An 11,464-nucleotide genomic window follows, 5' to 3' on the forward strand; every position below is an offset into this window, starting at 1 on the left:
GAAGAGAAGAAGAAAGAAGCAGGAAGAGAAGAAGAAAGAGCAGGGAGAGAAGAAAGCGGAGAAAAAGAAAGAGAAGGAAGAAGAAAAGGCAGAGAAGAAGAGAGAGAAGGAAGAGGAGAAAGCAGAGAAGAAGAAAGAGAAGGAAGAAGAATAGAAACAGGCTAAAGAGGCAACGCTCAACGTTGTCTCTTTAGTTTACTTGCGAACAGTGCTTGGCACTGTTCGCAAGTCTCTACCTTTTCGGCCGAACTTCTTTAGTAGTCAAGACACGTAAAGCGTCTCGAACTTTTTTAGCAAAGAGGATTGGCTCATCAATCGATTCAAAGTGCATGAACATAAGCCTAGGTTTATCAAATAACCAGTGGTTATGAACGGCGGTAACGATAATATCATGTTCACGAAGTTTACTAATAAAGCGGTTTATTTCAGACTGGAGAATAACTGTTTCACCGGTACAAAGGGCTAAACCATCTCTTGTCATTGATTCAAATGTAAACATTTGTGGAATAAGCAGAAAGGACCTTCCTCTCCTGCCACGAACTACAGGTTGGATATTAGTACGAGATTTCATCACCATACAAACTCCATTCTCAGCTGTATGCATCGTTCCTCCGAGAATGTCATTAAAATCATCACAAAGATTATCTATATGGATATTAGGATTGTTGGTTCTAGAATTAACCCCTACAGGATGTGTAATCAATACCTCCATAGCATCTCTAACCTTTTTAGCAAACGAGAGCGGACGATCAATCGATTCAAAGTGCATATACATCAGACGCGGTTTATCAAACAGCCAGTGATTATGCACAGCAGTCACAATAATTCCATGCTTTCGAAGCTTACTCAAGAACGGATTAATTTCTTCTTCTAATATGACAGTCTCACCTAAACATAAAGCCCTTCCATCTCTATCCATATTTTCAAATGAAAATGCTTGTGGAATGAACATAAAGGATTCGGCTTTTCTGCCTAGTACTACTGGATGAATATTCGTTCTTGAACGAGTCGCTAAACAAACACCATTAACAACACTAGCGGTTGAATCGAGAATCTCTGCGAATTCTTCACAAAGATCAGATGGATTCATTCCGGAACTTTCCATATAAAATACATCTCCTCATCTTTATTAGTAAGTCAGGTTGGAAGGGAGGGCAATTAGCTGCATCAAAAAAGAACAATCCATCTTCCTAAAAACCCAAACCATATAAGGTAATGTATGTATTCATGCTTTAGAGGTATAGACTCTTACCTAATTTCGGAGTTTGATTCAGCACAATTAACTAGTATAAGCCCGTATTTAATATAGATAAGCTCTTTAAAAACTAATTTCCATAAGCTGTAAAGAATAAATGAAAATAAGAGGTGAATTTAATGCAACCTGGTCAATCGCCTTCTACATCTGTACCTTGGGAACAGTGGCATCAGCAGAACCCTCATGGTACTTGGCAACAATGGCATCAGCAATATCAACAGCATCAACCTCACCACCATGTACCTTGGCAGCAGTGGCATCAACAACACCCCCACGGTACTTGGCAACAGTGGCACCAAATGTACCCGAATAGAGAGTGGTAACTGATACAGAGTAGAAGTTGAGGTGAAATACTTATCTCTTCTTTAATTAAAGGCTATGTTAAACAATATTGTTAATAAAACGATAGGGCTCATTTCGAGGCTGTCCCAAAAGTCATGAAGAATCGCTTTCGGGGCAGCCTTCCCTATTCTCATCAGATAATTCCTTTTTTGCCATCCCAATAAAGTGTGTTAGAGGACAAAATCCGGCAATTGGACAAGTCCTTCATCGGGGTCATGAAGGACAAACAGGAGCAATTAGACAAGGAAAATGTCCTTCACTGGGGTCAAACAGTAAAGGAAAAATGATTGGACACTTACTCTTAGAACGACAGCAATAAAAAAGGATTGAGCAATTTTGATCTCAATCCTTTTTTTGTGCGCTAAAAGGAAGTTCATATGACATATGTATTTATTTTTTAAAATCAGAGATGCGCATTCTTGTAGTTTGTTATTTTATAGAGTTAATATTTTTCTGGGTAATTCAGTTTAAGTTTGTAGTATTATTTACCTTATTGTAGGATTAAATTCATGATTAATTTACAGTATACAACAAAAGATATTGTAATATATAATGGGGCAATGTAATTCTAGGAAATAGATTAAATTAGCTTTGGATTTATTCATTTAAATGATGGCAAAGTAAGTTAAGATTTATAATTTTGAGTTTAAGATAAAACGTGAAGCACCATAGAGGAGAGTTTAGTATCATGGTTCAACTATTAAACAGCTTGACAATGTTGTCAGTGCATACACATATGAAAGAGATTTTCTCAGTAGACGCTATTGCGGGCATCTTAACGAGTCTCGCTTATTTCTCGATACCTATAACTATGCTAGTTTTCATGAAGAAAAGGAGAAATTTTGAGTTTAGATGGATGTTTAGTTGTTTCATATTGTTTATTATGTTATGTGGAACCGGGCATTTGATGCATGTTATCAAGTACCTGAATCCGCCTAAACCTTTCTATATAGTGGATAATATACTAAACATATTAACTGCTGCAGTATCGATATTAACAGCTATATTACTTTGGAGGATCATTCCCAAACTACTAACGATACCAAGTCCTGCTGAATTGGAGAAAGCAAATAAAGAAATTCTTCATTTAGCTCATTATGATACGTTGACTGGCTTAGTTAATCGCAATTATTTTAATATCATGATAGAGAAAGCTATTACCGAAGCGAAGAAAAACCAGTGTCGGTTAGCCGTAGTATTTATGGATCTTGATCGTTTTAAAGTAATCAATGATACATATGGTCATGGAATTGGTGATCTTCTCCTTCAACAAGTTTCTAAAAGAATCGTAAGCAGCGTTAGAGAAGGAGATATCGTCTCTAGACAAGGCGGCGATGAATTTATTCTTTTACTTCAAGATGTCTCTTGTGTTGAAATGGAAAAAATAATGAAGCGAATCATTCAGTCGCTATCTTCCTCTTTTATATTAGAGGGAAATGCAATTCATTGTACCCCAAGTATAGGAATCAGTTGTTTTCCATCGGATGGAATGGATGCGGAAACATTAATTAAGTACGCGGATCTGGCCATGTACAAAGCAAAGGAAAAAGGGAAAAATAATTATCAATTTTTTAATAGAGAAATGAATGAAGAAATTTTAAAAAAGTTAGTATTAGAAAATCAATTAAGAAAAGCAATCGAAGAACAACAATTCCAAATATATTATCAACCACTGTTAGATTTGAGAACCAATCGAATCGTGTCAACAGAAGCATTAATTCGCTGGGAGCATCCTGCAAAAGGCTTTATTTCCCCTGCGGACTTTATTCCTTTAGCTGAGGAAACTGGTTTAATTTTACCTATCGGTGAATGGGTTTTAAAAGAAGCGTGTAAGCAAACTAGCATGTGGCGAGATCAAGGGTTTGACCTTTCGATTTCGGTTAATTTATCTAATCGACAGCTGATGAATGAAAATATTGTGGAAACGATTGAAGAAGCACTGCTTCACAACAAGCTTGACCCTAAACATTTAATTTTAGAAATTACGGAAAGTATGGCCATCATAAACTTGGCAGATACGCTTCATAAACTAAAGCAGTTACAAGATTTCGGGATAAACATAGCGTTAGATGATTTTGGAACAGGGTACTCTTCGCTTAGCTACTTAAGTATGCTTCCTATCACATCTGTTAAGATTGATAAATCCTTTATCGATGACATTAACAACGGAATGAAAAAGGAAATTGTCAAATCCATCACGAATATTGCCCACAGCATAGGTCTAAGAGTAGTAGCTGAAGGAGTTGAAGATGAACAACAATTTACTACCATTCGTTCTCTTGGCTTGGAAAGGGTACAAGGCTATTATTTGAGTCCGCCGCTTCCTGCAGATGAGGTGGAAGCAAAGGTTTTAGCAGTAAAAGCTTAGACAAAAGAATGTTGTTGTTTTTTCTAATGACGACGGGGAGAGCGCATGTAGAAAAGCGGGATAAAATACGAAAGAGAACTTTTCTTTTTACTTTTGATTAGTAGAAAGGAAAGTTCTCTTCTTATATAATTCCTTTATTTATACACATTGGAGGATATTATGCTCCTTTAAATGATTTTTTAATTTAAACATAATCGTGTTATAAGCTTCGTGCTTGTAGCTGTATAAAAGAGCTGTCTTTAAATTATAGGTGTTGAAGAAGAAGTCGATTTGTTTTTGTACATAGCGTGCAATTTGTTCTTGGTAAAATAACTTTCTGTATTGAATTTTCTCAAGAATGTCATCTGTTAGGGAAAAGATAAAATCCAGAATGGAGGATTCCATGCTCCCGCAATATTCGTTCACTGTCATAATATATAATCCCCTCTTTTGTCAATGGTTTAATGTGAAATTTACATAAACTTTACATTAAATTAATAATATTATTATAATCTAGAAGCCATGAAAGTCAATGTTTTCGGCAAAAGTAGTCAATTTTAGATAAAAAACAACGCAGTTGCTTAATTTTTATAGAAAAGTGCAAGATGACTTTCTCACATCTATGATGAGGGGGAATATTATTCCTCTATTAAGAAAATGTATGGTTTTTGTTAATTCCCTCCTTTAGAGTTTTTTTATGCTACTATTTTGATTACATCTTAGATAAAAAGCTTATTAAAAGAGGGGATGTACATGTTTTTTCCTACTATATTATTAAAAGGATCCAATGTAAGGCATATTGTAAAAGATAAAAATTATTGTGAATGTGGAGAAAAATATCACGTTTACGTCACTTTTACAAGATATGATCTGAAACAAATAACATTTAAACCAGATAACGAGATAACTTGTCCAACTTGTAAACAGCTCGTTCGTTAAGGGTGGGGTTTTCCCATCCTTTCAACTCCTTCATTCCAACTTCTTTTTTTCCGCAATTAGTAAATGTCTTGCCTTCCTTTTTTGATACAGGAGTACCCGTATGGAGAGAATAATTCCGGTATATTGGAACTGTATATCTGGTTAATAGAGTGGAATTATGGTGGATTTGAAGTATGCAAGAAACGATATTATAGCGAATGGTGTCTACTGTTCGCTTATTGCGGTTATATCTTTTTTTGTTTACTAGGAAGAATTTCGCCAATTCATGCAATAATTTCGCCAAATGATGCGATAATCTATCCAAATTGATCTATAATCTTGCCAATTCTGATCCTGTTCTCTGTTATAATAAGCTCACATGTTTATCCACTATTGCCTACAATTGCAATATTCAAATAGTGTAAGAGATTAAGGAGGACAAAATGAAGAAATATGTTTTTATATTACTGTTAGGTTTATTCTTTTTAGCGAATGTGTCAACGACAAACGCAGCAACAATTGTACCAACTATAAAAATTACTTCCCCTGTTGAAGCAGGAGAAACGCAGGTAGACGTAGAGGTTACTAATTTTAACACCGACATGGACGGAGATTTAGTTATTGAAATAGGTGACTATAGGGATCAATGGTGGATTAGTGATACAGTTTCTTTCCACGTTCCTGAGCTGAAAAAAGGAGACCAAATCAATATTTCTTATATAGATGAGAGTGGAGAAGTGACACCGTTTCAAAGTGTAACAGTAGCAGATCCACTACTTCCAAAGTTATCTTTATCCACAGTTTCTAATAAAAATGATTATTTAGAGTACACAATTACAAACTACAATGATCGTTTCTTAAATGGTGGATTAATTGCAAAGGTTAAAGGAGAAACTTTTGAAAGCTACATAGATAAAAAAACAGGGTTAATTATATTCTATGAACCTTTCAAGGCGGGAACAAAGGTAGAATTATATTATGTGGATCAAAATTATAGGGAATGGTATTTAAAAACGGTAACTGTAGTTGATAAGACGCCGCCAAAAATATCTGTACCATCTATCACTAATCGAACAACAACTTTCAAAGTAACCTCAGAGAAAAACAGCATGGTTTCTTTAAAAATTGGCAAGAAGACGTATAAAGGAAAAGACTTGAAAAATGGTCAATATCAATTTACGATTTCGAAACAAAAAGTCGGAACGAAAATCTTAATTACAGCTGCCGATAAACTTGGAAATAAGCAAACGAAGACAATTACCGTCAAGCTAAAATCAGGTACAATAATTAGTATGAAAGATGTAACAACGAAATCGACTAAAGTAACTGGAACCGTAAAGAAGTGGGAAAAAGGCGATAAAGTAATTGTCCTAATTGGCAAAAAGACATACAAAGGCAGCATAAAGTCGGGCGGTTCCTACTCTGTGACCATCCCTAAACAAAAAGCGAATACTACAGTAAAAGTCCGAGTCATCGATAGCATTGGCAATGTTCTAGATACTGATTCTACAAGAGTGTACACAACCAAATATGTTGAAATTGGTATGACGAAGAAAGAAGTGTTAAACACACAATGGGGAGCACCAGACGATAAAAATATCACGATTGATAGCTGGGGCACATGGGAACAGTGGATTTACTACTACGGTGAATATGATGCACAGTATTTATATTTTTCAAATGGTAAGTTAGTATCGATTGATTTGTAGAAGAAGGTGAAAAGTGTATTTTCGAGTGATTTTACTTGGAAATGCACTTTTTTTGAAGAATTTGAACTAGTCTATTTTCTAAACTAATTAGCCTTTATATAACAGATAAGGTATCGCTTCTTAGTTTCCGGCATGTTTATATTCATTGGAAGCTTGATTTCTCTTTGAATAGTGGATTTTGTTTATCTTTTTTAGGTGCGAAGGTTAAATTAAATATATAATTCTGTTTAGGTATTGGTTTGATTTTGGAGGAATAAGGGGGATGTTAAGTATACGAAATGTGAAATATGAGTCAAAAACTTTAGTAATCGGTTAACTGAGGTTCCGTCCCCAAAGTACTGTACTACTATAAAAAGTCAGGGGACAGAAGAATGAGGTGAATTTGTGAATTTTTTAACGTTTAGCGAAAATATTTTAGAATACATCAACGAATTTTTACTTGTAAGAATCATCATCTTAGCAGTTATTTTTTTGGTGATTTCTTACATTATAAATAAAACTGTAGATTTGTTTTTTCGAAAATTCCATTTTTGGGATGAAGAAGTAGAGAAAACTATTCAAGGGGTAATACGTTCTTCTTTAAAGTATATGTCTATAACACTCCTTGTTCTATATTTAATCGGGCAATTTATTGATATTAAAGCGATACTTGCTGGAGCAGGAATTCTAGGGGTCGTCATCGGATTTGCAGCACAGCAGCTGTTAAAAGATATTTTATTGGGCACGGTTCGGTTAACGGATAATGAATTTCGTGTTGGCAACTTTGTAACATTTAACGGAACTAGTTCAGGAACAATTGAAGAAATCGGCATTCGCTTTATGCAAATTCGGGAATGGTCAGGTAAATTGCTGACTATTCCCCATGGAGAAATTAGGACCATTCAGAATTTTAACAAAGGAAGAATGCGTGTAATTGAGCGAATTACAGTCGGCTATCAAGAAGATCCACGCCGGATTAAGGAATTGTTAGAAGCAGTATGTAAAGTTTGTAATGAAAAATATAGCGAAAGTTTATTGCTGCTGGAAGATGGAACACCCGAAGAAGCATTTCAATATGTCGGCATTACGGATTTGAATCCGAATTTTAAATACGTTGGATATGAATTTTGTGTGGTGGGCCTTGTAAAGCCTGAAGAATACTTCGAAATTTCACGAAAAGTTAGATTTGAAATGATGTCTTTGTTTTATGATCATGGTGTACAAATGCCGGCATCTAACTTGTTATTTCAAGGTGAGACAGGAAATGTTCAAGCTTCAGACAGCTAAACAAAAATCAGTGAATTTTATAGCGAACAGTGCCAGGAACTGTTCGCTAAATTGCTCTATTTGTTCGTGAGTATAAAAAGGAGATCTCGCTAATTTATAAAGAAATAGGCGATATCCCAACCGTATAAATGGATATATGCAGAAAAGAAAATAGATGTTCATGTTCTTGTCAAAAAGCTTTGAATAACTTGTGTCATATGTCGATTCTCTGTTGATGACTTTGATGAGCGGGTGTATGATTGCCTCAACAAATATCATTATTGGAGATGATCATAATGAATGCTCAAATTGAATATTTTGTTGAACAAATAGAAGCTACTCTTATGTCAGACATCTTTACAGATAATGAACTAGACTTGTACGATATTGCTACGGATTTGATTAGCCACAACGACGGTAAAATGTTTGCAGATATTTGTCAGGCATATGAAGTGGTAAAACATCATTTGCTTGGTTAACATTGTTACTCCTTTTCCTGTTGCTTTTGTGGCAGGTTTTTTTATTTTCTTCAAACTTCTAATGGGTGTGGTGGTTAATATATTTTGTAATGCGAATAGTGAAAGGGAATGTTTGCTAGGCTGCTCCGAAACGGGCAGCTTCTTTTCGTTTGATTAGGAAGAATCCCACCAAATAAAGTGAAAATCTCACCAAATTCATAAAAAACTCTCGCCAAATTGCGCCATAACCTCACTAATTTATGATGAAAAGGAAAGGGTTGAAAAAAGATGTCGCTCAGAAGAAAAACGATTGAAGAACTTTTAGATTTAGAAGAAGAGCTCCGTCAAGCTATAGAGGAAGAGAAAGATGGTGCACTGCATGATATCACGATGATGTATGAAGAACTGTATAGAAAAATTCGAAGAGAACAGGAAAGTGAGTATGCTTCTAGTTTGGAGAATATTAAACAAAAGCTCGTTTCTTATTTAATTTGTTATGGCACTTACATGAAGATGCAATATCAAAAGGATGATCGTGTGGCGAAGAGCAGTCTGCAAAAGGCACTTCAATATGAACGGGAACTTCCTATTGCCCACTATCGTTTAGGTTTTCTTAGTTATAAACAGGAAAATTACTTATCTGCGCAAATTCATTTTCACAATGCAACTAGTCAACAGAAAACGTGCAGCAATCAAAAGTATAAGCTGAACGATCAGCAAATGTATAATGCTCACCTGTATCTTAGTAATAGTGCGTTCTATATGGTCCAAAAAGCTCAAGATACATTACAAAAGCTTAGAAATGAAGAGAATGCGGAAAGAGCACCTCACCTTGAAATGTCTCCCTTATATGAAATGATTACACAAAATGAAGGATATTTGGCAGCGAATGCTTTTACAATCGTGACGCCAGATGGAGAGAAAAAGTGTTCAAAGGCAGAGTGTGAAAATATGACCGAGTTAAAAGATACCTTAATTCTTTATTTCTCTGAACGAGAACATATTTTAATTTATAATGGTCAGGAAAAAGCGCTGACCCTTAATCAAGCAGAGATGCTTCGTTATTTTTTATTGAACACGACGGAACAATCCCCCGCCATGAAACAAGCGTTTACCTAAATCATTCGTAGTAATAAGAAAAGCGGAGAAATACTGGACAATACATATACTCAAAATGTTATAAGGCTAAGAGGGAAAATAGAGAATGTTGAAATGTTAGATGATGTAATTGAAGATATATCCATTAACGGCCAACCAGCTTATTATTATAATCGAATAATCCCTTTTATCGTGATGCACCGCAGTGATGCCACATTCATTTTAGATTGATGACAGGGGTGTCATCCGCTTTTTGAGATACTGTGAGTACAAATCGAAAAGGGGATGATGGTAAATGAAAACTTGGAATCAATTATTTAATCGTCATGGATGGAAGCTTGAGCAGAAGGGAGTAAATAGATTCGATTGTACGAGTGAGACTAAGGGTAATGTGGAGTTTTTAATAGAAAGTTTGAATTGCGCAGATGCCTTTTACTCATTAGAAGGAGAAAGCTTAGTCCTTCATAGTGAGCCTGTCTCAGAGCAAAAATGGATTGAGGCTGTTGATTTTGAATGGAGAGGCAGAGGTGGAGATTTATGGTTCCGTTCTGGTGAGGAAGAGCCAAAGGTTTGTGAATTAGATACGTATATAAGCGGCATTGTACGTCAATTGAATCGCCTTGGTTTTTATACAACGGGTTCTTGTGACGGGCATGAAAGAAGGTCCGCTTATGTAATGATTCAAAAAGAAGCAGACATTGAAAAATTGACACAGTTGCTTTTGGCTTTAGGACTAAGAAGGGTTTATTGTCGTGAACTAAGTCAACACTATTCGGTTTCCTTTCCAATACAAAGAAGCGAATTGCTTGATTTAGCAGAGAAAATGAGTGTCGTTGAAGCAGATTGGCTAGATCAAGGCTATGAGTTTATAAAAGAGCAAATATTTTATGTATTGCTTGAGCAGCTGCTTTCGATACCAGGAGCAAGCGGGAATGAAGGTAAGGTGCGAGAATTTGTAAAAGAAAAGCTAACTCCTTATGTAGATTATATTTCAGTCGATCGTCATGGCAATCTGTTGGCTGAGAAGACGTATAAATCAGGGAACGGCCCAACGATTTTGTTAAATGCTCATCTTGATATAGTAGATGAACTTGAACCAAATCGCATGATTATTAAGGAAGGTCACATTTGGTCAAGCAGCAAAGGAATTCTTGGAGCAGATGACAGGGCAGGCGTAGCAGTCTTACTTCATATTGCTGAACAACTTGCCTCTTCTTCTTTTAATGGAAAAGTCAAATTCATTTTTACAGTAGAGGAAGAGTGCGGACTTGTAGGTGCAAGACAAATCGATGATTACTTCCTTTGGGGAACGGATGCCGCGATTGTGGTTGATCGCCGTAACAAAGGAGACATCGTTATATCTTGTGGAGGCTATATGCCATTTTGTGATAAAGCTTATGGAGCATTCTTTGAAAACGTAGCTAAAGCAGAGGAACTGAACGGTTGGAGATGCACAAATGGCGGAAGCAGCGATACAAGAATTTGGGCAGAACATGGCATTCAAAGTGTCAATCTTTCGGTGGGATATGGGAATGAACATACGGAAGATGAGTTTCTAGATGTATCGGCTGCTTATGCAACCGGGAAGCTGATAAAAGGTGTGTTTGAGAGAATGAGGGAGTTAAGGGGATTGAGAGGCAGGATTTTGCTAGGGCCATTGTAAGAGAGACTAATTAACTTGTCTTTCTAGTATGTGGAAAGAGCGGACAGTGACAGTTATTGTACAGTTTAGAGTAAGATTTCAATCAATTTGTATTGGCTACTAATTCAGTTCAAACGAGGATATTCATTTTTTAGACTACTAGCCATCATATGATAAATTAACACTAATTAACGGATGTACTGAAACAAAACTCTGCCTGTCTAATGATTAATTTAATCATGCAGAATCAGCAGCAAAGCAAATCGAAGGTGGTAGCTCAAGACAGGAAATTAACGCACTTGCTGAAGAAATAAGAAATATGAAGCAATTTAGAGCTACGTTGGGAAATTCGCAATCCCCCGAAGGTTTTTTTGGTGTTGTGCCTTATTATAAGCGGTAATTTAAAAATTTTGTAATAGCTATACAGAATAAGGTTTTAAAGGAAAAGTA

Annotated in this window: 8 protein-coding genes; 6 read left to right on the forward strand and 2 right to left on the reverse strand. The window is 35.8% G+C overall.

The features are described 5' to 3' along the window. Window positions 1-232 precede the first annotated feature (232 nt). Window positions 233-1,105, reverse strand: a complete 873-nt coding sequence (locus V7068_RS17600; protein WP_499713859.1) for a DUF1259 domain-containing protein — start codon at window positions 1,103-1,105, stop codon at window positions 233-235. 1,180 nt (window positions 1,106-2,285) lie between these two features. On the opposite strand from V7068_RS17600, the gene V7068_RS17605 reads away from it, so the two are divergent. After that, complete coding sequence (locus tag V7068_RS17605) at window positions 2,286-3,965, forward strand: putative bifunctional diguanylate cyclase/phosphodiesterase (protein WP_499713860.1); 1,680 nt, start codon at window positions 2,286-2,288, stop codon at window positions 3,963-3,965. A 138-nt stretch (window positions 3,966-4,103) separates the two neighbouring features. Here the strand turns inward: V7068_RS17605 and V7068_RS17610 are convergent, their stop codons facing one another. Then, complete coding sequence (locus V7068_RS17610) at window positions 4,104-4,376, reverse strand: hypothetical protein (RefSeq protein ID WP_127759343.1); 273 nt, start codon at window positions 4,374-4,376, stop codon at window positions 4,104-4,106. A gap of 929 nt (window positions 4,377-5,305) precedes the next feature. Here V7068_RS17610 and V7068_RS17615 point away from each other — a divergent pair. From V7068_RS17615 to V7068_RS17635, 5 genes are all read left to right on the forward strand, one after another. Beyond that, window positions 5,306-6,571 (forward strand): hypothetical protein, encoded by a 1,266-nt coding sequence (locus V7068_RS17615; protein WP_499713861.1) that lies wholly within the window; start codon window positions 5,306-5,308, stop codon window positions 6,569-6,571. A 384-nt stretch (window positions 6,572-6,955) separates the two neighbouring features. Then, the gene (locus V7068_RS17620; RefSeq protein ID WP_499713862.1) at window positions 6,956-7,837 is read left to right on the forward strand and encodes a mechanosensitive ion channel family protein; all 882 of its coding nucleotides are present in this window, start codon (window positions 6,956-6,958) and stop codon (window positions 7,835-7,837) included. 239 nt (window positions 7,838-8,076) lie between these two features. After that, window positions 8,077-8,295 (forward strand): hypothetical protein, encoded by a 219-nt coding sequence (locus V7068_RS17625; protein WP_499713863.1) that lies wholly within the window; start codon window positions 8,077-8,079, stop codon window positions 8,293-8,295. Between the two features lie 267 nt (window positions 8,296-8,562). Continuing rightward, window positions 8,563-9,393, forward strand: coding sequence for a tetratricopeptide repeat protein (locus V7068_RS17630; RefSeq protein ID WP_499713864.1), 831 nt, complete (start codon window positions 8,563-8,565; stop codon window positions 9,391-9,393). 274 nt (window positions 9,394-9,667) lie between these two features. Continuing rightward, complete coding sequence (locus V7068_RS17635; RefSeq protein ID WP_499713865.1) at window positions 9,668-11,035, forward strand: M20/M25/M40 family metallo-hydrolase; 1,368 nt, start codon at window positions 9,668-9,670, stop codon at window positions 11,033-11,035. Window positions 11,036-11,464: the final 429 nt, after the last annotated feature.

The organism is Bacillus sp. JJ634, from assembly GCF_036962285.1.
Classification (GTDB): Bacteria; Bacillota; Bacilli; order Bacillales; family DSM-1321; genus Peribacillus; species Peribacillus asahii_A.

What these genes read in the sequence shown, in the direction of transcription:
- V7068_RS17600 (WP_499713859.1), bottom strand. Translation starts at nt 1,105, where the DNA reads ATGGAAAGTTCCGGAATGAATCCATCTGATCTTTGTGAAGAATTCGCA.
- V7068_RS17605 (WP_499713860.1), top strand. Translation starts at nt 2,286, where the DNA reads ATGGTTCAACTATTAAACAGCTTGACAATGTTGTCAGTGCATACACAT.
- V7068_RS17610 (WP_127759343.1), bottom strand. Translation starts at nt 4,376, where the DNA reads ATGACAGTGAACGAATATTGCGGGAGCATGGAATCCTCCATTCTGGAT.
- V7068_RS17615 (WP_499713861.1), top strand. Translation starts at nt 5,306, where the DNA reads ATGAAGAAATATGTTTTTATATTACTGTTAGGTTTATTCTTTTTAGCG.
- V7068_RS17630 (WP_499713864.1), top strand. Translation starts at nt 8,563, where the DNA reads ATGTCGCTCAGAAGAAAAACGATTGAAGAACTTTTAGATTTAGAAGAA.
- V7068_RS17635 (WP_499713865.1), top strand. Translation starts at nt 9,668, where the DNA reads ATGAAAACTTGGAATCAATTATTTAATCGTCATGGATGGAAGCTTGAG.